Here is a 21,638-nt window from a genome sequence, read left to right as displayed (position 1 = left end):
TCCCCGACACGCCCCGCGCCGATTAGCGTCGGTGCATGGCCCTCCGACTCGAAGAGATCATCGTCGACTGCACCGACTTCCGGACCCTCGGGCACTGGTGGCAGGAGGCGCTCGGCTGGGACGTCGTGGACGAGGACGAGGACGGCATCGAGCTGCTCGCCCCATCGGGCCGCGGGCCGAGCCTCCTCTTCCTCGACGTACCCGAGCGCAAGACCGTGAAGAACCGCCTGCACCTGGATTTCGTGCCGGACGACCAGGAGGCGGAGGTCGCGCGGCTGGTCGGCCTGGGGGCGACACGGTCCGACGTCGGGCAGGGCGAGCAGTCCTGGGTCGTGCTCGCCGACCCGGAGGGCAACGAGTTCTGCATCCTCTCGGCGCGGGAGTGAGAGCGCTTCCACTTTCCAGGACGGTTGTCGGGAAAGCGCTTCCATGCGCATGCATCGAAAAAGATTCTGAAATGTCAAGGGTAGAACGATCGTTCTCGACTCCCTAGCATCGCCTCCGACGCGTTTCCCGACCGGGAGCGCGCGGAGCCGAGGAGTCACCGTGACCACCTACGACAGACCCGTCGCCGCCGTCGGCATGACGCAGTCGCAGCAGCAGGGCGAGCTGCTCGCCGGCCGCGCCCTCGAGAACCGCGCCTTCGGCCTCTACGCGTACGCCTACCGCCTCACGCTGTCGGACTCCGCGGCGAGCGCCGCCCTCCGCCACGCGGCGGTCACCGTCCGCAGCGGACGGCCGCAGGGACTCGACGACACGGGCGCCCTCGACCTGATGCGCTCCGAGGTCGGGCGCGCGAGCGTGCAGCGCGGCGGCTCCGCGATGGAGCGCGCCGAGCAGGCCCCCGCGGCGATCCGCGAGGACGACCTGCTGCGCTCGGGCTTCCACCGCCGCCTGCACGCCCTGCCGACGCTCGAGCGCCAGGCCTGGCTGCTCCGGCACACCGGCGGCCACGACGTCGACGCGATCGCGGCGATGCTGCAGGAGCCGGCGGAGCGCATCCGCTCGGCCCTCGCCTCGGCCGCCCGCACGCTGGTCGAGGGCGAGCTGACCGAGAGCGAGTCCGCGGAGTAGCGCGGCACGAGGTGCCCGAGAGACGCCGGGTCCAGCCGGCGGCGCCCCTCAGGCGTCTGGGACCCGGCCGCGACTCGGCGCGACCGGGAGGACGGGGTCAGTCGAGGTAGTCGATGTCGTCCCACGGCTGGTGGACGTCACCGGTGTCGCGGTCGTCGTCCGGCACCTCGAGCTCCTCGAAGATCACCGGAACACCCGTCGAGATCAGGACGCTGACCTGGCGGTTGCCCACGATCACGAAGTCGACGAGGCCTCCTCCGGCCTGCGTCGCCTCGGTCGCCGACCGCTTCAGCTCGGCGACGTCGGTCCCCTGGGACAGCCCGTAGGTCTTGCCCTCGATGGTGACGGTGGTGCGGATCATGTGGCGCTGCTGCTCCTCGGCTCGATGGGTTCAGCGTACGAATCGCGACAGAGCGCTGCCAGGCCTTGCGGTGGACGCCCACGGCTGCCACGGGTGAAGTGGCCGGCTGAGGCGAGCGGCGTCCGGAGCCGAGGCCGGAAGCAGCGTGACGGGCCGCTCGGGCGGATCCGCCGCTCCTGACCTCGGTTCCGGACACCGGGCGGCGGAGTCGACCGGGCGCGCTCCACGGAGCTCCCGCCGTAGCGTGGAACCTGTCCGCACGTTCCGCATCCGGCGACAAGGAGCATCCGATGACCGAGAAGAACACTCCCGAGGACCCGCAGACCACCGACCCCGAGCACGTCGACCCCGAGACGGCCACCGACCCCGAGGGCGACCCGGTCGAGAACCCGTCGGGCTGACGCCCGCACGGGAACGGCCCGCGGCCACCGGGACACCGCTGAGAAGGCGGAGTCCCGGGGGTCGCGGGCCGTTCCCGTGTCCGGCGCCGCCATACTGACGGAGTGCAGGCCGAGGACGATGAGCGCAGGGATCTCGAGCGGATCCTGTCGGCCCGACCCCGCGACGACGGCGCCGACCGGGACGAGCGGCGCGAGGCGCTGCGACGGCTCGGCGAGCTGGAGGCGGAGGACGCTCCTCCCGGAGTGACGGGATCCGGCGCTCAGACCGGCGCCGCGCCGTCCGGAGCGCAGCCGGGCGCGGCGCATCCCGGGACGGCGACCGACTCGCGTGCCCCCCTGCCGGCGGCCGCACTTCCGCTGTCGGCGACCGTCGGCTCCGAGACTGCGGAGTCGCCCGCCGAGCACCCCGACGGGCCGGCCCCGCGGACGCCGCACCCGCGCCGCCGCCGCCTCGTGCTCGCTGCCGCGATCGTCGGCGGAGCCGCGGTCGGCGCGATCGTCCCCACCGCGCTCCTCCTCCCTCCGCCCGCGGACCCCGTCGCCCCGCCGACCGCCTCCGCGGATCCCGCCGACCGCTTCGCCGCGCTCGTCGAGGGCTGGGAGCCGACCACCGACGTCCCGCCGGGCCTCGCTCTGCTCGCCGGGGAGGCCACGGTCTACGGCTCCGGGTTCGACGCCGCCGAGAACGACCGCCTGCTGATCACCGAGCCGAACGGCACCACGGTGTGCCTCGCCGTGCAGCGCCCGGACGCGTCCTTCTTCGCCGGGTGCACCGGCTCGGAGGCGTTCTTCGCCGGGGAGCCCCTCCGGGTCAGCGGCACGACGCTCCGCAGCGGCGCCCCGGTGTACACGCAGATCCTGCTCCGCCCGGACGGGACGATCGAGGGCGGCTACCAGCTGGTGCCGGAGCCGCCGCAGCCCGAGGCGGAGGAGTCCGGAACGGTGGAGTCCGGGTCACCGGACCCCGCGACCAGCGAGCCCTGAACCGCCGGGCCCGCGACCAGCGAGCCGTGAGCCCGCGACCAGCGAGCCGCTAGGCGCGCGTCGCCTCCGCCGCGTCCGCGATCACCTCGGCCGCGGACGCCGTCCGCTCCCACACCGCGCGCTGCCGCTCGGCGCCCGTGCCCCGCGTCAGGACCCGCTCGACACCGCACGCCGCGACCTCCTCGTCGCCCGACTCCGCCAGCGCCCGACCCGCGTGGTCGAGCAGGCGCGCCAGCACCGCGGAGGCGGGGGCCGGGCAGCCGTCGACCGGATCGATGAGGTCGCCGGTCGTGCCGTGGCGGCTCGCCAGCCAGGAGGAGACGGCGATCACCGGAGTCGGCAGCGGCACGGGCGGGACCCCGGCGCCCGCGTCGCGCACGGCCGTCTCGGCGATTGCCCGGATCAGGACGGCGATCAGCGCCGAGTCCTCCGCGTGCAGCGGGACGTCGGCGATGCGCACCTCGACGGTCGGGTGCGCGCGGGAGAGACGGGCGTCGAAGTAGAGCATGCCCTCGTCCAGCAGCACGCCGCAGGAGGTGAGGGAGGCGACGACGCTCCGGTACTGCTCGAGGTCGCCCCAGATCCCGACCGGGCCGGCGGTGGGCCAGCGCCCCCACGACTGGTAGCGCCAGCTGGCGAAGCCGGTGTCGACGCCGGCGCTCAGCGGGGAGTTGGTGCTCAGGGCGAGGAGGGCGGGCAGCCAGCCGCGCAACCGGTCGAGGACCGCGATCCCCTCCTCCGGCGACCCGATCCCGACATGGACGTGCAGGCCGCAGGTGAACTGCTCGCGGGCGACGAGGCCGAAGCGCTCGGCCATCCGGTCGTAGCGCTCGTCGGCCGAGAGGTGCGGCTCGAACGCGGCGGGGCTGGTCGCGACCGCGACGGCGCGGGCGCCGACCTCGCGGGCGGCGTCGTCGGCCAGGCGGCGGCCCTCGCGGAGCCCGGCCAGCAGCGCGTCGTGCGTGCGGGCGGGAGCGCCGACCGCCTCGATCTGCTCCGCCTTGAGCTCGGCGGCGAGGGCGACCGCCACGGAGCCGCGCACGGAGCCGAGCAGCAGCGGCGCCGCGGGCGTCGGGAGGAACGTACCGGCGTCGACGAGGAGGTACTCCTCCTCCACCCCGAAGGTGCGGGCGCTCACCGGAGCGCCTTCCGCTCGAGTCCCCCGCCGCAGCCCACCCGATCATCCCACCGTGCCGGGCGCCCGCCGGGCAACCGTCCTCGGCCGATGTTCAGCGTCGGGACGCCTGCGACGCCGGTCCGCGGGCGGGCTGTCAAGGCCGGGTGCTGCCGGGCGCGGAGCGGCAGGATCGGAGCACACCCAGAACCGGAGGTCCCCGTGCCCGACAGCACTCCCGAGCAGGCCGAGTACGACGTCGCCGTCATCGGCGCAGGACCCGCGGGGACGGCCGCCGCCCTCCGCGCCGCGGAGCTGGGAGCGCGCGTCGTCGTGCTCGAGGCCGCGCGCGTCGGCGGCACCTGCGTCAACACCGGATGCGTGCCCACCCGCGTCCTGGCGAAGACGGCGCGGATGATGCGCGAGACCCGCTCCGCCGGCGACTACGGGATCGAGATCGGCACTCCCGTCCTCGACTGGGCCGCGACCGTGCGCCACGTGCACGAGCGCGTCGACCTGGTGCGCTCGATCAAGCGCGAGGCGCAGCGGTTCGAGGAGGCGGGGGTCGACCTGATCCACGAGGGCCGCGCCCGTTTCGTCGACGAGAGCACCCTCGTGCTCGACAGCGGGCGGCGGATCCGCGCGCGCTCGATCATGGTCTGCGTCGGCGGGCACTCGCGGCGGCTGCCGATCCCGGGCGCCGAGCTCGCGACCGTGCCGGAGGACGTGCTCGGGCTGACCCAGCTGCCGCGCCGCGTCGCCGTGATCGGCGGCGGCAACACGGGCGCCCAGCTCGTCACCGTCTTCAACGCCTTCGGCTCGGAGGTGACGCTCCTCGACGTCGCCCCGCGGATCCTGATGACCTCCGACTCCAGCATCTCCGAGCACGTCGGCGCCGCCTTCGAGCGCCAGGGCGTCCGCGTCCGCACAGGGATCGAGACGGTGTCGGGCATCGAGCGGCAGGACGACGGCTCGCTCGCGATCGCGTGGCGCGAGGGCGGCGAGGACCGGACGGCCGAGGTCGACGTGGTGATCATGGCCACCGGCTGGCCCGCCGACGTCGACGACCTCGGACTCGAGAACGCGGGCATCGAGGTCGTCCGCTCGGCGATCCCCGCCGACCAGTACTTCCGCACCGTCGTGCCGCACATCTTCGCGGTCGGCGACGCGAACGGGCGCGACATGCTCGTCCAGGCGGCGCAGTTCGAGGCGGAGGCCGCCGCCGAGAACGCGGTGCTCGGCGCGAACCGGCGCACGCCCCAGTTCCTCCTGCCCGCGGGCGGATTCACGGACCCTGACTACGCGGGCGTCGGCTTCACGCAGGAGCAGGCCCGCGAGCGCGACCCGCAGTGCGTCGTCGCCTCGGTGCCGTTCTCGCACCTGGACCGCGCCGTCATCGACGACCGCGAGAACGGGTTCCTCACGCTGATCGCCGACCGGCGCCGCGAGCTGCTGCTCGGTGCGCACGCGGTCGGCGAGAACGCGATCGAGGTCGTGCAGTCGGTGACCACGGCGATGGCGGCCGGAGTCGACCTCGCGACCCTCGCGAACGTCCGCTTCGCCTACCCCACCTACAGCGCGGTGATCGGGATGGCGGCGCGCGCCCTGCTGGCCGAGCCGACGCGCCCGACCGAGCTGGACTGAGGCTCTACCCGATCCTCGGAGGCGGCGCCAGCCCCGAACCGGCGGCCCGCCGCCTCCGAACCACTGGAGACGGGCACTCCGCCCGCCCCGCCGAGAGGAACCCCTGTGCCGATCCCCGCTGTCGACTACAACCACGTCCGACTCACCGTCCGCGACATCGCCGTCTCGCGCCCCTTCTACGACTCCGTCTTCGGCTTCGACGTCGCCTTCGAGGCGCCGCCGGCCGACGCGTCGCCGGAGGAGAAGGAGCAGCTGGCGTTCGTGTTCGGCGGCGTGATCTACCAGTTCCCGGGCGGACTGCTCGGCCTGCGCCCCGTCGCGCCCGGCGACGACCGCTTCGACGAGGACCGGGTCGGGCTCGACCACGTCAGCTTCACCGTCCCCGACCTCGACGCGCTGAAGGCGGCCGCGGCCGTGCTCGACGACCTCGGCATCGCCCACGAGCCGATCAAGGACGCCGGCGGCATGAGCCTCCTCGAGTTCCGCGACCCCGACAACATCGCGCTCGAGATCACGTCCCCGAGCTGATCGGAGCAGCGCGCGCACGATCGGGCGGGTCTCACCAGGCCTCCACGCTGATCGAGTAGCGCGCGTATCGAGATCCCCCACGCTCGAAGGGGCGGGTCTCGATCCGCCGTTGCGCCGCTACTCGACCAGCAAGGGTCCCCGCCGTGCTGATCGAGTAGCGCGCTCAGCGCGCGTCTCGGGATCCCCGCGAACCCACGAAGCGCGGATTACGGACGACGTCGACGGTACGGAGTCGTCGTCGACACCCGGACCAGGCCCGCGCGCTCCAGGATGGGCCGCGAGTACTCGGTCGAGTCGCTGTGCACGAGGGTCTTCCCGAGTGCCTGTGCGGAGGCGGCGCGGGCGGCCGTGACCAGGCCGTAGAGCCCGCGTCCGCGGTACTCCGGCAGCGTCGCTCCGCCCCAGATGCCGGCGAAGGCGGTGCCCGGGACGGGCTCGAGCCGGCCGCCGGACGCCATCCGCCCGTCGACCTCGGCGACCCACAGCTCCATGCCGTCGCCGCGCGCCAGGCGGGCGACGAGCGAATCGGCGATCGACACGTCGACCTCCTCCTCGAAGGCGGCGTCGATCATGGCGCTGAACGCGCGGACGTCCGGCTCGTCGACGACCCGCCGCAGCACGACCCCCTCCGGGACCGGCCGGTCCGAGAGCAGCGCCTCGACCGGGCCGATCATGATCGACTCGGCCTCGTCCGGCGCGAAGCCGTTCGCGACGAGGGCGTCGTGCAGGCCGGGGGCCTCGTCGTGGCTGCGGGTCTTCCACTCGACGCGGGTGATGCCGGGATCGGCGTCGAAGTGCGCGCAGGCCGCGGCGACCAGGCGGGCGATCTCCGCGGAGGAGGCGCCGGCGAGGTCGCGGTAGGTGACGAAGCCGCGTCCGCCGGCGAAGGTCACCAGACGCAGAGGCCCCTCGCGCGTCACGGAGACGGCGCTCGGGGTCTCGGCGTCGGAGCGGAGCTGGTCGTCGTAGGCGCGGAGGTAGTCGGAGCTCATCGCCCCGACGCTACCCCCGGACCCGGGCGATCAGGTCCTGGATGAAGGGGATGACGTCCTTCGCCTGGTCGACGCTGGCGAATCCGGTGGCGACGAGCGGCCAGATCGAGCCGATGAGCGTCGCGATCACGGCGGCCACCGCGGCGACCCAGGCGAGGGCCGCGTTGCGGGAGAGGAACGCGACCGCGAGGCAGGCCAGGCCGACCGCGTAGCTGAGGACGATCGAGAGGACGATCGCGCCGACCGGGACGTCGAGCGCCCCGGCCGTGGTGCCGTCCGCCGCGCCGATCAGCCCGAGGACGGGCAGCAGCACGGCGACGACGACCACGAACGAGAGCACGACGCCCGTGCCGAGCGCGATCCAGGCCGCACGCGGCTTGCGTCGCGCGCCGTACGAGCGGGTGCGCACGGGACTACTCCCGACCGGCGGCGGACGACGCGCGGTCGTCCTCGGAGCGGTGGGCGTCGGCGTCGTCGGACGCGTCGTCGCGATCGGCCGCGGCCTCGTCGCGCTCGACGTGCTCGGGCTCCTCCGCCGGAGCGACCTCGACGGTCGCGGTGCGGGGGTCGCCGTCGTCGTCGACCGGCTCGACCTGGACGCGGACCACGAACTCCGCGGTCTCGACGACGGCCGGGGCCGCGTGCGTCTCGACGCGGGGGTCGTCCTCGTCGCGCTCGGCGGCGCGCTCGGCGTCGGCCGTCTTCTGGGCGGCTGCGCGCTCGTCGCGCTCGTCGGCCGCACGGTCCATCGCGTCCGCGGCGTCGTCGGCGGCGTCCGCCAGGCGTCCGCGGGCGGAGTCGACGGCACCGGAGACGGCGTCGCGGGCGTTCCCGGCGGCCTCCTTGGCGGAGTCGCGGGCATCGGACGCGGCGCGCTTGGCGGTGTCGACGAGCGGCTCCTTATCCTCCTCCGGCTTCTCGATCGGGTCGAACGGGCCGTGGACGTCGGTCGCCTCGACGTTGACGACGACGTGACCGCCGGCGACCGGCTCCGCCACGCGCTGCACCTGATCGCGCACGGCGTCCAGGACCTCGCGGACGGGGTGGGGGTACTCGACGACGAGGTCGATGTCGACGGTGGTGACGCCGTCGGCCTTCGAGACCGTGACTCCGGGGACGGTGCTGGTGCCCAGCACGCGGCGAGAGGCGCGGTCGAGGCCGCGGGCGACGGCTCCACCGAGGTGGTGGACGCCGGACACGCGCTGGGCGCTCTCGCCGGCGGCGGTCGCGACCCGGCTCTCGGTCGACTCGGGCTCGGACGGCTTCCCGTCGCGGCGAGCGGACTCGCGCCGGCTCTGCTCGTTCGGGGTCGGCTGCTCATGGGTGCGGATGCGCTCGACGGTGCCGGGCTCCATCGGATCGGACATGGGTGCTCCTTCAGAAAGACTTCCATCCCGCCTGAGCGGGGCTCTCCGGCCCTCCCGATCGGGAGGGCCGGACGGTGGTGCCGGCGGCTACTGCACGCGGGCGGTGCCGCTCATCTTCGTCCGCAGACCGCTGACGATCTGGATGACGACGGGCGTCTCCTCGCCGAGGAGGGCGTCCCACTGGCGGACGGCCTGGTCGACCGTCTGCCGGGTGCGGGCGGGCGAGGCGCCGCGGCGGGTGTGCGCGGTGACGCGCAGCACCTTCTGGTGCTTGATCTCGAACGCGGTCACGTCGACCGCGACGATGGACGGCTCCTGCGACAGGGCCTCCTCGAGGACCTGCTCGGCGACCTTCGCGTCGATGGTGACGGAGCCGCCCGTGGGCGTCCCCGCTCCCTCTCCGGAGCCGACGCGCAGCAGCGTGGAGGTGCGGCCGCGGCCCTGGCGCACGATGAAGCGCACCAGCAGCAGGATGAGGACGAGCGCGACGACCGCGATGGCCCAGAGGATCCACGGGGTGCCGCCCGAGAGGGCCTGGCTCGTGGGGTCGGCCGCGTCCTGCGCGGCGGTGGACACGTTCTCCTGCACCTGCGGGAGCAGCGACCCCACCGCGACGGCGCCGCCGGCGAGGAGGAGGACGAGGCCCACGACGAACAGGAGCAGCCGGTTGAGGAATCGGTTCGTGGTGGTCATCAGCGGACCGTTCCCTTCTCGGACAGGCGCACCTTGGAGCGCAGGCGCGGGGTGCAGTCGAACGTGGCGAGCTCGGCGTCGACGGCCTCGCGGATCGGCGTGACGTCGATGCTGCGGCCGGAGGTGCGGGAGACCGTCACGTCGACGACGCGGGATCCGACCGACACCGACACGTTGTCGGGGTCGACGTCACCGGCGTAGCCGGCGGTGCGGGCGACGGCCTGCGCGATGACGCGGTCGTCGACGATCGCCGCGGTGCGGTCGGTGCTGACGGCGCGACGGCCGCGACGGCCGGGCTTGAGCGACACGACGATCAGGACGAGCCCGATCAGAGCGAGCACGGCGCCGGCGGCGGCGGTCAGCGCGATGGGCGCCGCGGCCGCGTTGAGCAGCGAGGACGCTCCGTCCTGCGGGGCCACGAGCAGCGCGGGCTGGCCGAGGACGGCGAGGACCGCCTCCGTGCCCAGCCACGCGAACAGGAGGATGAGCAGGACGGCGAGGACGATCGCCGATCCGGAGCGGGACGAGTGCGTCTCGCGCCGCACCAGGCGCGGGTAGAGCGCCCGGCCGGCAGTGGTGGGAGTCGTCACGACACCCTCCTTCGTTCTCGGAGGTCGGCACCGGTGATCCGGAGGTCGACCCGGCCGATCGTGGAGCCCGTCAGTTCGAGGCAGCGCGAGCGGATGGTCGTCTGCGCCCGGCTGAGTCGGTCCAGCAGCGTCCCGGAGGAGCGGCGGCCCGTCTCGCCCAGGGGCGTGACGTGGATGGGGGCGTGCGCGACGACGTGGAGGCGTCCTCCCTCGTCGTCGAGCTCGACGGACACGTCGGACGGGTTCACGTCCAGCGCCTCCGCGGTGACGGCCGACACGACTCGGCGCACGGCGCGCGAGCTGATCGTCGTGCGGCCGTGGCTGGCCTCGTCGGCCATCACCGCCGCGGTCACGAGGACCGCCGCCCGCGGAGGGTGTCGCCGAGGGAGCGCAGGTCGAGCTTGCCCTCGACGACCCGCCCGACGCCGTAGCCGATCGCCATGGCGAGCGCGACCCAGAGGAGCGCCCAGAAGCCGAAGACGAGGGCGGTCAGCGCGAGGACCGCGCCGAGGACCAGGCCGATGTGGGACGGAGTCACTTGACGCGGCTCTCGGTCTCGTCGTCCTTGTCGTCCGAGGGGATGAAGACGTCGGAGATGGTGACGTTCACCTCGGCGACCTCCATGCCGACGACCGAGGAGATGGCCTCGGAGACGGCGGAGCGGATGCTGTCGGCGAGCTTCTGCAGCGCGACGGGGTACTCGGCGACGACGGTGATGTCGGCGGCGACCTGCTTCTCGCCGACCTCGACGGAGATGCCCTGGCCGCGGTCCTGCGCGTTGATCGCGTTGCGGATGGCGCCGATGGCGCGGGCGGCGCCGTTGCCCAGGTCGTGCACGCCGGGGACCTCGCGGGCCGCGATGCCGGCGACCTTCTCGACGACGCCGTCGGCGATCGTGTTCTTGCCGGCCGAGGTGGCGGTGCCGTGCTTGGCCGAGGAGGCGTTGGCGAGGCTGGTGGGGGTGACGTTGGTCATGATCTTCTCCAGATGGTCAGAGGTCGTGGCCGGGGCCGCGGTGCTCACGATCCGTGGCACATGATGAAGACGTGGCCCGGGGCCCGGACGTCCCGGTGGCTCAGCCAAGGTGCAGGGAACGTCGAGCGGAGATGCGTTTCGCGGCCACCGGCGCCCACAGGCCTCGGCGGCGCACTCGCTGAGCGGCCAGCGGAGTGCACAGCCGCGTCAGGCCGCGGTCGCCGTCCCCGCCGGGAGCCGGCGGTCGCGCCGACGGGTGAGGGCGCGGCGCCAGGCGGGGCTCCACCGCTCCTCGGCGACCGCGTTGACGCCCCACGACAGCAGGAGGACGACGAGGAAGGCGACGAGTCCGGCTCCGTCGCGGCCGATCAGCGGCCAGAGCGCGCTGACGATCGCGCTGCCCACGACCAGATGGAGGATGTAGAGCGAGTAGCTGATCCGCCCGAGCCAGAGCAGCGGCGCCCATCGCAGCACGGCGGTCCGGCGCCGCATCGCGACGACCGCGACGGCCGCGCAGACGCCGAGGACGACCGCTCCGTCCGGCCCGCCGTGGAGGAGCTGGGCGTTCAGGGCCGCGATCAGAGCCGCCGGCACGGCGAGGAGCTCGAAGCGCCCCTGCCGTCGCGAGAGGAACAGCAGCATTCCGACGCAGAAGAGGGGTCCGTACTCGGCCAGCGTCAGGTTCGCCAGGACCCGGACGGCGACCGGCGCCGAGACGACGTCGACGCCTCCCGAGACGAGGTGGGCGGCGACGGAGGCGGTCGCGGCGACGCCGAGCCAGACGACCACCAGCACGCGGACCAGCCGATCCGTGAACCGGCACTTCGTGAGGACGAGCACGAGCAGCACCAGCAGGTAGAACTGCATCTCGACGGCCAGCGTCCAGAACGCGCCGTTCACGTTGGGTACCAGCAGCAACCGCTGCACCATCGTGAAGTTGAGCAGCAGCTCCAGCGGCGTGAGGTCGGTGCCGGGGACGCGGGCGAGAGCGCCGACGACGATCGAGACGACCACCGCGATCCAATAGGCCGGGTAGAGGCGGCTGACGCGGGAGATCGCGAAGTCCGACGGCCGCCGCGCGCGGTCCGCGGACATCAGGATCACGAAGCCGCTGATGACGAAGAAGAGCTGGACGCCGAACTCGCCGAACGGGAGCGCGAAGGATCCCGGCGGTGCATCCGGATGATCGAGCGAGAACGCGGTGGTGAAGTGGTAGACGACCACGCCGAGGGCGGCGAGGCCGCGCAGACCGTCGAGCTCGACGAAGCGTGACGCCACGGCTCCCCCGCTCCGGAGCCCCCGCCCCTCGCTCGAGTGTTCCAGAGCGCTCCGGTCGCCCGCGCGTCGGCCGTCCGTCGTTCCGCGCCGCGCAGGCACCCGCCTCGACCCGCATCCCGGCGGCGGCGGCGCGGGGAGGGCGGCGCTCAGCTCTCGGACGGATGCGGAGCGCGCGGGCGAGGGCATGCCGACCTGACCGAGCGGTTCGTCGCGGATGCGATCGCGTCGGCCTCGCGCATGACCGAGCGCGGACTCCTCCCCGCGGAGGAGCAGCGCGTCAGGCCTCGTGCAGGTGACGGTCGAGCGTCATCCAGTTCTCCCGGCTGAGGCGGGCGGCGCCGTCGGTGTCGCCCGCGCGGAGGCACTCCACGATCGCGCGGTGCTGCTCCACGGATCCGCGGGCCGCGAGGGAGGCGAAGCGCTGGCGCTCGGCACGGCGGATGAGCGGAGTGGCCTGCTCGAGCACGTCCTCGATCATCCCGTTGCCGCTGAGCCCGGTGAGCACCGCGTGCAACGCGTCGTCGGAGCGCAGCGCCAGCTCGACGTCGCCGTCCGCCAGCGCCCGGGCGAAGTCGTCGTTCGCCGACTCCATCGCGGCGAGCGCCTCCGGAGTGACGGCCGGGCCGGCGAGGCGCGTGGCGAGCTCGTGCATGGCGGCGGCGATCTGCTGGGCGTCGCTGATGCTCTCGGCCGTGGCGGGGGTCACGATCGTCGCCCGGCCGGGCTTGGCCGAGACGAGGCCGACGCGGGCCAGCCGGAGCAGCGCCTCCCGGATCGGCGTCCGGCTGACCCCGAGCCAGGCCTCGAGCTCCTGATCGCGGAGGCGCCCCCCAGTAGGCGCGCGAACCTGATGCCCCCACCGGCGCCGGAGAAGCCTCGCGCTCCTCGATGAGCGAGAGGACATAAGCTCGCACACGTGGCAGCCGGCGCAGTGATGTACAACTTCGCGATACAGCTGGCTGATGTGGACCGCGGCGTCTACGAGGACATCACGTTGCGGGCCGCTCGGCACCCCTCCGAGACCGACGCGTACATGATGACGCGCGTGCTCGCGTACTGCCTCGAATACGTGGAGGGGATCACCTTCAGCGAGGGGATCTCGTCGACAGCGACCGAGCCGGCGGTGCTGGTCCGCGATCTCACCGGCAGGCTGACCACGTGGATCGAGGTGGGCGCGCCGGACGCCGAGCGACTGCACTTCGGGAGCAAGCTGGCCGACCGCACGACGGTCTACACGCATCGCAACCCGGAGAAGGTGATCGCGGCGTGGTCCGGCAAGCGCGTCCACCAGCTCGAGCAGATCACCGTGCAGAGCTTCGACCAGGGGTTCCTGGATGCCGCGGTCGCGGTACTCGAGCGCCGCAACACGCTGACCGTGTCGGTCGTCGAGGGGCAGCTGTATCTCGAGTTCAACGGCGTGACGTCGAGCAGCGACATCCACGTGCATCAGCCGGGCTGAGCCGGCGCCGAGTGTCACGAGGTCCGTGTCCGGAAGACCGGTCGGAGGACACGATGAAGCATCCTCCGAAACGGCCCCTCGGGACGCACCCGGAGACGACGAGGGCCGGCACTGCCGTGAGACGGTCCGGGCCCTCGGGCACGCAGGGTCTGCGAGTCAGCGGCGCAGCGTGTGGCTCGGCTTCTCGTCGAAGCGCACCTGGTACGCGCTCGCGAAGCGGCCGAGGTTGCCGAAGCCCCACTCGCGGGCGACCGCGGCGACGGTGGTCGAGCAGGGGTCGCCGGCGACCAGGTCGGAGTGGGCGCGGTCCAGCCGCACGTCTCGCAGGTAGACCGACGGCGACACTCCGAGGTGCCGCTTCGTCGCCTGCTGCAGCGTGCGGGTGTGCAGTCCGGCCGCGCGGGCGGCGTCGGCCGGAGTGATCGGCTCGTGGGCGTGGTGCTGGAGGAAGTCGAGCGCCACCCGGGTGCGGGAGGCGGACGGGCGCCGCAGCACGGCCGGTACGTCCCACGCGCGCCACGGGAACAGCAGGAGCAGCACCCGGGCGAGGTCGAGCTCGGCGGTGAAGCGCACGAGCGGAGTGATCGCGGCCGTCGCGAGCGCGGCGCTCGCCTCCGTCACCGCGGCGCGCCAGCGGGCGAGGACGCCGGGGTCGGCGTCCGCCCCGTGGTCGAAGGAGACGGGCTGGCGGGGGCCGGCGTGCGTCTCGGTCGCGACGTCCTCGAGGAACCCGGGGGCGAAGTGGATGAGGTTCTGCCGGTGCGGCTCGAACTCGAGCCCGAACTGGCGCTCCGCGGGGAACAGGAACGGGGCCGAGAGCGCGCCGGTCCGGGTGAACGGCGGGAGGTTCAGGCGTCCGCCACCGGCGCGGAACCAGCCGACGACGTACTCCTTCAGGTGGGGGACCTGGCCGGTGAGGGCGCCGGAGCAGTCGGAGGTGCGCAGGGTCACCCGGTCGCTGCCGCGGACGGCGTAGCGGTAGGAGAAGCCGCGCTGCAACGGAGCGACGCGGAACTCGCCTCCGCCGTACGCCTCGGAGTAGACGGCGGACGCGGCGGACGGATCGTCGCCGGAGGCTTCGTAGCGCCGGTCGGCCCGCTCGTCGCCCGCGAACGGGCTGCCGAGGGTGAAGGTCGACTCGCTCATGACGTCCGCCCGGGGCGGCGGCGGAGGGAGCAGTGCATGGGGGACTTCTTCCGGGTTCGGGGTCCGTGCGCTCGGGGGGACGCACGAGGGTTACTGAATCAAGACGTGTCGAGGAGCCGGAATGTCACGAATCCCGTCTCGAGACGTCCCCCATCGGCGGCACTCGCAATCCGGCCAGCGGATTCGGCGGCCCGTTGTCAAGGCTGGTAGTCATGCCGGACGGCGCCCCACACTGAGGGCATCGGCGCGCGGGGCCACCGCGCGCGGGACCGCGGAGGAGGCGCTCATCGACGACGACCCCCTCCTGAACGCGTCCGACGCGACCCTCGCCGCGCGCGCCGTCGACGGCGACGTGCAGGCGTTCGAGCAGCTCGCCCGCCGCCACGGCGCCCTCATGCGCGTCTACGCCGCGAAGCTCCTCGGCTCCGAGGCGGAGTCCGAGGACGTGGTGCAGGAGGCGTTCCTCACCGGCTGGCGGCGTCTGGCCGATCTCGACAGCCCGGCGCACATCCGCAACTGGCTGATGCGCATCGTCACCCACAAGGCGATCGACCGGATCCGCGTCCGCCGCCGCCACGACGACATCGACGACTGGGATCCGCCCGCGCCGCCCGAGCACTCCCCCGAGCGCATCGTGGAGGCGCGACTCCAGCTGGACGCGGTCTGGGAAGCGCTGGACCGATTGCCTGCTGATCAGCGACGCTGTTGGCTACTCCGCGAGACCGCCGGCTACAGCTACCAGGAGATCGCCGACGCTCTCGAACTCCCCGTCTCGACGGTCCGCGGCCTCCTCGCCCGGGCCCGTCGATTCCTGCTCCACGAATTGGAGGCATGGCGATGACCGACGACGCCGCCGTGCCCGAGGACGACCTCGACGGCCACACGCTCGAGGAGCTGGGCGAGTACCTCGACGGCGGCCGCGAGCCGCGCGACCCCTCGATCGAGAACTCCGCCGCGTGCCGGCTCGCTCTCGCGAACCTCACCCGCCTCACCGAGCTCTCGGCGCGGGCGCTGCGGCAGGAGGCCGACCGCGAGCCCGACCGCGACGAGGTCTGGATCGCCGGCCTGCTCGACGCGATCCGCTCCGAGGTGCGCTCCGGCCGCGACATCCCCGTCCGCCACCCCGACCCGACCCTCCGCCTGGCGCTCACCGAGGCGGCCGTGCGCGGGATGATCCGCCGCGCCGGCGACACGATGGGCGGCGTCATCATGGGCCGCTGCACCCTCGACGGCGACGTCTCGGCTCCCGGCGCCGTGGTGCGGATCGACGTGACCTGCGCCCTCGAGTTCGGCCTGCCGGTCGCCGTGGCCGCCGACCGCCTGCGCGAGCGCATCCGCTACGCCCTCGAGCGCCACACCGAGCTGACCGTCGGCGCGATCGACGTGACCGTCGACGACGTGTACCCCCACCGGGAGGAGCGGGAATGACCGACGACACCGAGCTCTCGCAGCGGCTGACCGCCGAGATCCGCGACATCGAGGGCGTCGCGGGGGTCTACCCCGCCCAGCCGATCGTCGAGGCCGCGGCCGACGCGCTTGCCGTGAAGCTGGACCTGCGGCAGCCCGACGTGCTGGTCGACATCGACCGGTCGGAGGGGTTCACCACGGTGAGCGCGCACATCGCCGCGTCCGCCGCACTGCCGGCCCCCGAGACGCTCCGGCTGGTGGGCGAGCGGATGCACGCGCTGCTCGCCGCCGACCCGTCGGTCTCGGGGCCGCTCGCCGTGAACGTGAAGGTGCGCCTCATCGAGGATTCGGGGCGCGCCGAGCACTGAGCGGGGCCGCCGCCGCCCCCCTCCCGCGAGAGGCCACCCGAGTACCTCGCGCGGCGTGCCGCGTACCGAGGTGGCGTCTCGCGGAAGGGATCAGGGGCAGCCCGTCCGGGTCAGCAGGAGACGAGGCGGTCGAAGCGGGACGCGACTCCCGAGCTGTCGCTGAACTTGCGGTTGATGACGCTCATCGTGTTGCAGCCGCTGTCCGGGCCGTTCTTCCAGATGACCTTGACGTTGCTCGCCTGGTCGCAGTGCCACCACACCGTGACCTGCGCGCGACCCAGGGAGTCGCGCTGCGAGCGGACCTCGTAGCAGTTGCCCGGGCCGCCGTTCTGGTAGACGAGCTGCCCGGCGGAGGCGGGGGTAGCGCCGGCGACGGCCCCTCCGAGGGCGAGGGCGATCGCGGCGAGCGTGGCCGTGAGACGACGGTGCATGGTGTTCTCCTTCGAACGGGCGATCGGAGGCGACGGCGGCCGCCCCTCTGCCAGCACCCTGGACCCGGCCCGGCCGAGCCCGGTCGTGAGCTTTCGTGCCGGAGATCACCCCGCCTGGAGGGTGGGGGGAGAGCGAGTACTCCTCACTAGCGTCGAGGCGCGTGCAGCTGCGCGCCCCTTCGACGCAGAGGACTCGCCATGCCTTCACGACTCCTCGACCGGCCGCGACTCGCCCTCGCCCTCGCGGCCCTGTGCCTCGGAGTGCTGGCGGCGACACCCCCGCAGGCGGTCGCCGCCCTCGCACCGGCGTCCACGACTCCGACCGCCTCGTCCGCCGGCCAGGCCGTCACGGCGGCACCCGCCGACGCCCCGGGCTGGACCACGCTCCTGCGCGACGACTTCACCGGGCCGGCGGGGGCGCCGGTCGGGAGCCAGTGGGAGCACGAGGTCGGCACCTGGGGCACCGGGGCGGTCGACCGGACGACCGCGTCGACGGCGAACGTCTTCCTCACGGGCGGTGGCGCTCTGGGCATCCGCGCCCTCCGCGACTCCGCCGGAGCCTGGACCTCCGGGCGGATCGTCACCGCCGACAAGTCGTTCTCGGCACCGGCGGGCGGCCGACTGCTGATGACCGCCTCGATCCAGCTGCCGGACGTCGCGCAGGCCACCGGCTACTGGCCCGCTTTCTGGGCTCTCGGGCGGGACGCGAACGCCGTCATCGACTGGCCCGCGACCGGCGAGTTCGACATGCTCGAGGCCGTCAACGGCACCGCCCAGGTGATCCAGACGCTGCACTGCGGAGCGCCGGACGGCGGCCCCTGCGACGAGCCCGCCGGCCGGACGAGCGGGATGCTGGACTGCGCGTCCTGCGTGACGGGGTTCCACCGCTACTCCGCCCTGCTCGACCGGACTGTGCCCGGCGACGAGCGCGTGGAGTTCCTCGTCGACGGCGTCACCCGGTACGTGGTGCGGGAGTCGGAGGTGGGGACGGCCGCGTGGCAGGCCGCGGTCCCGAACGACGTGCTGCTGATCCTGAACCTCGCCATCGGGGGCGGGCTGCCGAACGGCGTGTGCGGGTGCGACAGCGCGGCCGCTCCGAAGAGCTCCGGCGGGACGATGCTCGTCGACCACGTCGCGGTCTACCGGTCCGACGCGGCGCCGGCTCCGGTCGTCGTCGGGACCGCCGCGGTGGGCGCGACCCTGTCCTCCTCCGCCGGCCGGACGGGACCGCTCGTGCATCGCTGGGCGGCGGGAGGCGTCGACATCGCGGGTGTGACGGGTCCGGATCTCGTGGTCCCCTCCTCCGCGGTCGGCAAGCGGGTGACCGTGACGGTGAGCGCCGCCGACGGCTCCGGCCCGACGACCTCGCAGCCGACCGCATTGGTCGCCGCCGGCACCCTCGGCGCCGCGACGCCGACCGTCACGGGCACGGCCCGGGTCGGAGCGGTGCTCACGGCAGCCCCGGGGCCGTGGACGCCGACCCCCGTCAACCTCACCTACCGGTGGAAGGCGGACGGCGCGGCCATCGCGGGAGCGACGTCGCCGCGATTCACGCTCACGAAGGCTCAGGCGGGGAAGCGGATCACGCTGACCGTCACCGGGACGAAGACCGGGTACACCACCGCGAGCAGGACCTCCGCGGCGACGGCGGTCGTGGGACGGTGACGGGCGCGGGCTGTCCCCCGCCCGCCACCGTGCCTCAGACCTCGCGCTTGCGGCGAGGAGCGATGCGCAGGACGGCGGTCCCCGCAGCGATGAGGGCGAAGGCCGCGAGGGCGAGCCAGACCGAGTCGAACCCGGTCATGGCGAGCGTTCCGGCACCGACTCCGGCTCCGGCGGCTGTTCCGATGTGGTTGTACATGTCTCTCTCTCTGTTTCACCAGTCGCGCCGACGGCGTGTCAGCGCATCCAGGTAGGCCTTGGTGTGGACGACCTGCAGGAACAGGTCGACGACGAGCTCGTACATCGACGCGGCGGCGAGCATGTACCGCCAGCCGCGGTCGCGGACCGTCACGATCCGCTCGACGACGAAGATCGCGCTGACGGCCAGCCAGAACGGCTGGAGGCTCAGCTCGCCCCAGCCGACCGCGTAGACGATCGTGGCCAGGTAGACGTAGGTGATGATGCAGCCGAGCATCGTGAGCAGCTGGCGCCCCCAGTAGGGAGCCGTGACCCGCGTGAAGCCGTACTGCACGCAGTTCTCGACCGCTCCGCGCTTCCAGCGCAGGCGCTGACGCCAGAGGTCTCCCCAGGTCGGCATGACCTCGGTGACGAGGGTGCAGCCGGCGGGGCTCAGCACGTCGTAGCCGAGGTGGCGGATCGCGAACGTGAGCTCGTTGTCCTCGGTGAGGACCGTGGTGTCGTAGATGCCGCCGATGCCGTCTCCGGAGGGGAGGGAGCCGGCCAGGCGGGCCGCGCTGATGCGGCGCATCACGGCGACCTGGAGCACGGCCGCGGTGCCCGTGACGACGAGGCACTTCCCGTTCAGCCGGCGCACGTCGCGGGCGTAGCGCGCGTACTCGTTGCGCTGGAGGTGGCCGACGAAGCCGCCGCCCTCGCCGCCGCGGAACACTCCTCCGACCGCGCCGATGCCGCCGTGCAGCCTGCCGCGGGCGATCTCGAGGAACCCGGGGTCGAGCGCGGAGTCGGCGTCCTGCACGAGCACCAGGTCGTCGTCCTGCAGCCCCGGGAGGACCTCGGCGAGGAACTGGTTGAGGCCGCCCGCCTTCTTGTGGCTGTTCCCGACGGTGACGAACACCTCGGCGCCGTGCGCGAGAGCGATCTCGACCGTGGCGTCGGTGCAGTTGTCGGCGATGACGACGATCCGGTCCGGCGGCCAGGTCTGCCGGCGCAGGCCCTCGATCGCCGCGGCGATCCCGGCCTCCTCGTTGTGGGCGGGGAGGGCGGCGACCAGGTCGCCGATGCGCGACGAGGCGCGGCGGCCGCTGCGGGGGCGCGTGCCGGCGATCGGGGTGAATGCCGGAGGGAGTCGGTCGGCGTCGACGGCGGGGAGCACGGTGCGCTCGAGGACCGCGGCGGGGGCGGCCGGACGCTCCAGGAGCGCGGTCGCGGTGGCCGGACGCTCCAGAACGGCGGTCGCGGTGGCCGGACGCTCGACCACGGCGGTCGGCGCGGCCGGACCCTCGACCATCGCGGCCCGACGCTCCAGGACAACGGTCGCGGCGGCCGGTCGCTCGACCACTGCGGGCGGGGCGGCCGGACGCTCCAGCACCGCGGTCGGGGCGGCGGGGACCGTCACCGCTCCGGCAGGCGTCGCGGACGCCAGGCGGCGCGGAGCGGAGACCCGTTCGCGCCCGGAGCGGGCTGCACGGCGTCCCGAGAGCGGGCGCGAGGCCGTCTCATCGCGCGCCTCCCAGGTCGCCCGGCGACGGGGAGCCGTCGGCTCGTCCGCGCCGTGGCCGGGCTGTGTCGTCATGACTGTTCCTCTCCGCGGCCGGGGGCCGATGTGCGCTGATGAGCGCCCGCGCGGAACGGAGGTCGTCGCCGGGGTGGGCGCGACCCGAGTGAGGAACGGCGTCCGACGGGGGGATCGGAGCAGGGCCTGACAGAGGACAGCATCGGGGGGTGCTGCGATCAACCTAGGGGCACGGAGATGATGGAAGCAAGCAAATTTTGTCACCCTAAAGGGGCCACGCAAGGTCCTTGCGGCTTCTTTGTCTTCGTCGTAGTTGATCCGTCGGCTCGCCGAGCCTCCTCCACACCCGGCGCACCCCTCTCCGCTCGGCCCCGAGGCGGGCTCTTCGGGGGTCGGCGGCGCTCTTGTGCGCCGAGCCGCCGGGGTCCACCATCGAGCGACGGCCCCCGCCCGGGGCGGCCGCACCCGACGGGTCAGGGGCGCCATGCGGTCGCGAGGTCTGCTCTTCTGCCTGATCCCGCCGATCCTCTGGGGCGGCATGCTCCCGGTCGCGGACAGCATCGCGGCGACGGTCGACTCCTTCTTCATGACCCTCATCCGCTACACCGCCGCCGCGGTCGTCCTCGCCCTGCTGCTCGCCCGGGCGGAAGGGCTCCGCGCCTTCCGGCTCGACGGCCGCGGGTGGCGGCTGGCACTGCTCGGCGCCTCCGGATTCGCCGGCTTCGGCCTGCTCGCCTTCACGGCTCTGCGGTTCACCTCGGCCCCGAACGTCAGCCTGATGATGGGGATGATGCCCGCGATCGGCGCGGTGCTCGCGAGCATCGGCGCGCGTCGCCTGCCGCCTGCCGCCACCGTCGGCTGCATCCTGCTCGCGCTCGCCGGAGTCGCGCTCGTCGTCACCCGCGGCGACGTCGCCCTCCTCCTCGACGGCGAGCTGGGGTTCGGCGAGCTGCTCGCCCTGCTCGGAGCGATCTGCTGGGTCGTCTACACGCGCGGAGCCGCGGCCTTCCCCAGCTGGTCGGCGTTGCGGTACTCGACGCTCACCACCGCGCTCGGCTGCCCCTCGATCGCCGTCGCGGTCGCCGTGGCGACGGCCACCGGATCCGCGCACCCGCCGACCGGGGCCGAGGTGCTCGCGGCATGGCCGCAGCTGGCCTACCTGATCCTCCTGGCCGGCGTCGTCGCCGTGCTGCTGTGGAACGCCGGCATCAAGCTGCTCGGCGCCCTCAACGGCACGCTCTTCCAGAACCTCGTCCCGGTCACGACCTTCGCGATCAGCATGGCGGGCGGCTACCGACCGGGGCCCGTCGCCCTGCTCGGCGCGGCCATCGTCGTGACGGCGCTGCTGCTCAACAACTGGGCGACGCGGCGCGCGGCCGCGGTCGCCGCGCGTCCCGCGGCGGTGCCGGCTCCGGTGCGCTGAGCGCACCGCGGGAGCCTCCCGCTCGGG

Annotated in this window: 27 protein-coding genes and 1 pseudogene; 11 read left to right on the top strand and 17 right to left on the bottom strand. The window is 73.6% G+C overall.

What is annotated here, in order from left to right; all coding sequences use genetic code 11:
* Positions 1-35: 35 nt before the first annotated feature.
* Positions 36-386, top strand: coding sequence for a VOC family protein (locus C5D36_RS02675; RefSeq protein ID WP_104224051.1), 351 nt, complete (start codon positions 36-38; stop codon positions 384-386).
* Positions 387-546: 160 nt separating this feature from the next.
* On the top strand, positions 547-1,074 hold the full coding sequence (locus C5D36_RS02670) for a hypothetical protein (RefSeq protein WP_104295127.1): 528 nt from the start codon (positions 547-549) through the stop codon (positions 1,072-1,074).
* A 97-nt stretch (positions 1,075-1,171) separates the two neighbouring features.
* On the opposite strand, the gene C5D36_RS02665 is transcribed toward C5D36_RS02670, so the two are convergent.
* The gene (locus C5D36_RS02665) at positions 1,172-1,435 is read right to left on the bottom strand and encodes a hypothetical protein (protein WP_104224053.1); all 264 of its coding nucleotides are present in this window, start codon (positions 1,433-1,435) and stop codon (positions 1,172-1,174) included.
* Positions 1,436-1,938: 503 nt separating this feature from the next.
* On the opposite strand from C5D36_RS02665, the gene C5D36_RS02660 reads away from it, so the two are divergent.
* Entirely contained in the window at positions 1,939-2,820 is an 882-nt protein-coding gene (locus C5D36_RS02660; protein ID WP_104295126.1) for a hypothetical protein, read from the top strand.
* A gap of 49 nt (positions 2,821-2,869) precedes the next feature.
* On the opposite strand, the gene C5D36_RS02655 is transcribed toward C5D36_RS02660, so the two are convergent.
* The gene (locus C5D36_RS02655) at positions 2,870-3,958 is read right to left on the bottom strand and encodes a glutamate--cysteine ligase (RefSeq protein ID WP_181072744.1); all 1,089 of its coding nucleotides are present in this window, start codon (positions 3,956-3,958) and stop codon (positions 2,870-2,872) included.
* Positions 3,959-4,156: 198 nt separating this feature from the next.
* On the opposite strand from C5D36_RS02655, the gene C5D36_RS02650 reads away from it, so the two are divergent.
* Positions 4,157-5,578 (top strand): NAD(P)/FAD-dependent oxidoreductase, encoded by a 1,422-nt coding sequence (locus C5D36_RS02650; RefSeq protein WP_258062846.1) that lies wholly within the window; start codon positions 4,157-4,159, stop codon positions 5,576-5,578.
* Positions 5,579-5,683: 105 nt separating this feature from the next.
* Complete coding sequence (locus tag C5D36_RS02645; protein WP_104223996.1) at positions 5,684-6,106, top strand: VOC family protein; 423 nt, start codon at positions 5,684-5,686, stop codon at positions 6,104-6,106.
* Positions 6,107-6,312: 206 nt separating this feature from the next.
* On the opposite strand, the gene C5D36_RS02640 is transcribed toward C5D36_RS02645, so the two are convergent.
* The 11 genes and pseudogenes from C5D36_RS02640 to C5D36_RS17080 all read right to left on the bottom strand — a co-directional run.
* Entirely contained in the window at positions 6,313-7,098 is a 786-nt protein-coding gene (locus C5D36_RS02640; RefSeq protein ID WP_104295123.1) for a GNAT family N-acetyltransferase, read from the bottom strand.
* A 10-nt stretch (positions 7,099-7,108) separates the two neighbouring features.
* Positions 7,109-7,507: a hypothetical protein gene (locus tag C5D36_RS02635; protein ID WP_104223994.1), complete on the bottom strand. Its 399-nt coding sequence runs from the start codon at positions 7,505-7,507 to the stop codon at positions 7,109-7,111.
* A 4-nt stretch (positions 7,508-7,511) separates the two neighbouring features.
* Positions 7,512-8,465, bottom strand: coding sequence for an Asp23/Gls24 family envelope stress response protein (locus C5D36_RS02630; RefSeq protein WP_104295122.1), 954 nt, complete (start codon positions 8,463-8,465; stop codon positions 7,512-7,514).
* A gap of 87 nt (positions 8,466-8,552) precedes the next feature.
* Entirely contained in the window at positions 8,553-9,158 is a 606-nt protein-coding gene (locus C5D36_RS02625) for a hypothetical protein (protein WP_104250494.1), read from the bottom strand.
* Positions 9,158-9,748, bottom strand: coding sequence for a DUF6286 domain-containing protein (locus C5D36_RS02620; RefSeq protein WP_104225847.1), 591 nt, complete (start codon positions 9,746-9,748; stop codon positions 9,158-9,160). The genes C5D36_RS02625 and C5D36_RS02620 overlap by 1 nt, the downstream gene beginning before the upstream one ends.
* On the bottom strand, positions 9,745-10,101 hold the full coding sequence (locus C5D36_RS02615; RefSeq protein ID WP_258062845.1) for a hypothetical protein: 357 nt from the start codon (positions 10,099-10,101) through the stop codon (positions 9,745-9,747). Before C5D36_RS02615 ends, C5D36_RS02620 begins: the two co-directional genes overlap by 4 nt.
* Positions 10,098-10,286, bottom strand: coding sequence for a DUF2273 domain-containing protein (locus tag C5D36_RS02610; RefSeq protein WP_104223990.1), 189 nt, complete (start codon positions 10,284-10,286; stop codon positions 10,098-10,100). The genes C5D36_RS02615 and C5D36_RS02610 overlap by 4 nt, the downstream gene beginning before the upstream one ends.
* Entirely contained in the window at positions 10,283-10,723 is a 441-nt protein-coding gene (locus tag C5D36_RS02605) for an Asp23/Gls24 family envelope stress response protein (protein WP_104223989.1), read from the bottom strand. The genes C5D36_RS02610 and C5D36_RS02605 overlap by 4 nt, the downstream gene beginning before the upstream one ends.
* A 207-nt stretch (positions 10,724-10,930) precedes the next feature.
* Positions 10,931-12,001, bottom strand: coding sequence for an acyltransferase (locus C5D36_RS02600; RefSeq protein WP_181072742.1), 1,071 nt, complete (start codon positions 11,999-12,001; stop codon positions 10,931-10,933).
* A gap of 277 nt (positions 12,002-12,278) precedes the next feature.
* Positions 12,279-12,707, bottom strand: a complete 429-nt coding sequence (locus C5D36_RS02595) for a GntR family transcriptional regulator (protein ID WP_258062849.1) — start codon at positions 12,705-12,707, stop codon at positions 12,279-12,281.
* Between the two features lie 9 nt (positions 12,708-12,716).
* Positions 12,717-12,905 (bottom strand): annotated as a pseudogene (locus tag C5D36_RS17080) (GntR family transcriptional regulator); the annotation flags it as partial.
* A gap of 12 nt (positions 12,906-12,917) precedes the next feature.
* On the opposite strand from C5D36_RS17080, the gene C5D36_RS02590 reads away from it, so the two are divergent.
* Positions 12,918-13,460 (top strand): YaeQ family protein, encoded by a 543-nt coding sequence (locus C5D36_RS02590; RefSeq protein ID WP_104250497.1) that lies wholly within the window; start codon positions 12,918-12,920, stop codon positions 13,458-13,460.
* A gap of 156 nt (positions 13,461-13,616) precedes the next feature.
* Here C5D36_RS02590 and C5D36_RS02585 read toward each other — a convergent pair whose 3' ends face one another.
* The gene (locus C5D36_RS02585; RefSeq protein ID WP_104255209.1) at positions 13,617-14,606 is read right to left on the bottom strand and encodes a helix-turn-helix transcriptional regulator; all 990 of its coding nucleotides are present in this window, start codon (positions 14,604-14,606) and stop codon (positions 13,617-13,619) included.
* Positions 14,607-14,958: 352 nt separating this feature from the next.
* Between C5D36_RS02585 and C5D36_RS02580 the strand changes: the two genes are divergently transcribed.
* The 3 genes from C5D36_RS02580 to C5D36_RS02570 are packed head-to-tail and all read left to right on the top strand — an operon-like array spanning position 14,959 to position 16,381.
* Positions 14,959-15,447: an RNA polymerase sigma factor gene (locus C5D36_RS02580; RefSeq protein ID WP_244248147.1), complete on the top strand. Its 489-nt coding sequence runs from the start codon at positions 14,959-14,961 to the stop codon at positions 15,445-15,447.
* Complete coding sequence (locus C5D36_RS02575; protein WP_146083682.1) at positions 15,444-16,034, top strand: Asp23/Gls24 family envelope stress response protein; 591 nt, start codon at positions 15,444-15,446, stop codon at positions 16,032-16,034. Before C5D36_RS02580 ends, C5D36_RS02575 begins: the two co-directional genes overlap by 4 nt.
* A complete protein-coding gene (locus C5D36_RS02570) occupies positions 16,031-16,381 on the top strand; it encodes a hypothetical protein (protein WP_104223972.1) in 351 nt (116 codons plus the stop codon). Before C5D36_RS02575 ends, C5D36_RS02570 begins: the two co-directional genes overlap by 4 nt.
* Before the next feature lie 110 nt (positions 16,382-16,491).
* Here the strand turns inward: C5D36_RS02570 and C5D36_RS02565 are convergent, their stop codons facing one another.
* Entirely contained in the window at positions 16,492-16,812 is a 321-nt protein-coding gene (locus tag C5D36_RS02565) for a hypothetical protein (protein WP_104295117.1), read from the bottom strand.
* Positions 16,813-17,010: 198 nt separating this feature from the next.
* Between C5D36_RS02565 and C5D36_RS02560 the strand changes: the two genes are divergently transcribed.
* A complete protein-coding gene (locus C5D36_RS02560) occupies positions 17,011-18,477 on the top strand; it encodes a family 16 glycosylhydrolase (protein WP_104295116.1) in 1,467 nt (488 codons plus the stop codon).
* A gap of 34 nt (positions 18,478-18,511) precedes the next feature.
* On the opposite strand, the gene C5D36_RS16750 is transcribed toward C5D36_RS02560, so the two are convergent.
* Both C5D36_RS16750 and C5D36_RS02555 read right to left on the bottom strand, forming a co-directional pair.
* A complete protein-coding gene (locus C5D36_RS16750) occupies positions 18,512-18,673 on the bottom strand; it encodes a hypothetical protein (protein ID WP_167305255.1) in 162 nt (53 codons plus the stop codon).
* Positions 18,674-18,688: 15 nt separating this feature from the next.
* Positions 18,689-20,248: a glycosyltransferase family 2 protein gene (locus C5D36_RS02555; RefSeq protein ID WP_258062844.1), complete on the bottom strand. Its 1,560-nt coding sequence runs from the start codon at positions 20,246-20,248 to the stop codon at positions 18,689-18,691.
* Positions 20,249-20,672: 424 nt separating this feature from the next.
* Here C5D36_RS02555 and C5D36_RS02550 point away from each other — a divergent pair, with 424 nt between their 5' ends.
* Positions 20,673-21,611, top strand: a complete 939-nt coding sequence (locus C5D36_RS02550; RefSeq protein ID WP_104295115.1) for a DMT family transporter — start codon at positions 20,673-20,675, stop codon at positions 21,609-21,611.
* Positions 21,612-21,638 lie beyond the last annotated feature (27 nt).

It is taken from the genome of Rathayibacter sp. AY1C6, assembly GCF_002931535.1.
In the GTDB taxonomy this organism is placed as follows: domain Bacteria; phylum Actinomycetota; class Actinomycetes; order Actinomycetales; family Microbacteriaceae; genus Rathayibacter.
The sequence above is the reverse complement of the archived record's forward strand: the minus strand, read 5'-3'. Positions and strand labels throughout refer to the sequence as shown.